The organism is Mesorhizobium sp. P3_A9 (assembly GCF_056402975.1).
In genome coordinates this window covers 1-1,259 of sequence record NZ_JBFUGJ010000689.1, presented here as the reverse complement: position 1 = coordinate 1,259, position 1,259 = coordinate 1, and the positions used below count along the sequence as shown (strand labels likewise).

The 1,259-nt window shown below is 62.3% G+C and carries 1 protein-coding gene; it reads left to right on the top strand.

Features of this window, described 5'->3' with window-relative positions; all coding sequences use genetic code 11:
* Positions 1-1,105, top strand: a 1,105-nt coding sequence (locus AC1DX0_RS36025) for an AMP-binding protein (protein WP_477359283.1), incomplete at its 5' end; no start/stop codon positions are given.
* Positions 1,106-1,259 lie beyond the last annotated feature (154 nt).

The following is a 1,259-nucleotide window of genomic DNA, read 5'->3' as shown; positions in this document are numbered from 1 at the left end:
CGCCTGGTCGATGCCSGACGACGAATGGGACGCCATCTCGCTCAACTACACCTCRGGCACGACRGGCAATCCSAAGGGYGTCGTCTAYCAYCATCGCGGTGCSGCCCTGATGGCCTACACCAACACCATCCATGCCGGCATGGCCAAGCACGCSGTCTATCTSTGGACGCTGCCGATGTTCCACTGCAACGGATGGTGCTTYCCCTGGACGCTCGCCGTCCAGGCCGGCACCCATGTCTGCCTGCGCTGGGTGCGGCCGAAGCCGATCTACGATGCCATCGCCGATCAAGGCGTCACCCATCTGTGCGGAGCACCGGTCGTGATGTCGGTGCTGATCAACGCGAAGGACGAGGACAAGCGAACGTTCGCGCAGACTGTGACCTTCAACACCGCGGCCGCGCCGCCGCCCGAAGCCGTGCTGTCGGGCATGGCCGATGCCGGCTTTGCCGTCACCCATCTCTATGGCCTGACCGAGACCTATGGCCCGGCCGTGGTCAACGAATGGCACAGCGAATGGGACAGTCTCGCAAAGGGCGAGCGCAGCGCCAAGAAGGCGCGGCAGGGCGTGCGCTACGCCGCGCTTGAAGGGCTTACCATCATGGACCCCGAGACGATGCAGGCGACGCCGGCCGACGGCGAGACGATCGGCGAGGTCATGTTCCGCGGCAACATCGTCATGAAGGGCTATCTCAGGAATCGCAAGGCAAGCGACGAAGCCTTCGCCGGCGGCTGGTTCCATTCCGGCGATCTCGGCGTCATGCATCCCGACGGCTACATCCAGCTCAAGGACCGCTCCAAGGACATCATCATCTCCGGTGGCGAGAACATTTCGTCGATCGAGGTCGAGGATGCGCTCTACAAACACCCGGCGGTGGCGTCATGCGGTGTGGTTGCCCGCGCGGACGACAAATGGGGCGAGGTGCCGGTTGCCTATGTCGAGCTGAAGCCCGGCAAGGCGGCGAGCGAGGCCGAGATCATCGAGCACTGCCGCGCGCTGCTTGCCCGCTTCAAAGTGCCGAAAGCGGTGATTTTCGCGGAGATACCAAAGACCTCGACCGGTAAGATCCAGAAATTCCGGCTGCGGGAAATGGCCAAGGTGGCGTGAGCGCACCGTCATTCTTGCTAGGCCTCGACAATTTGCCGCAGACCTGGGCGACTTCGTCATCAACTCTGAGAAATGGCGGCGTCCCTTAGTCTTGCATTTAGGGTAACGATGATCTTTCGCATGACGGCAGCGATTGCCACCATTGGCTTTTTTC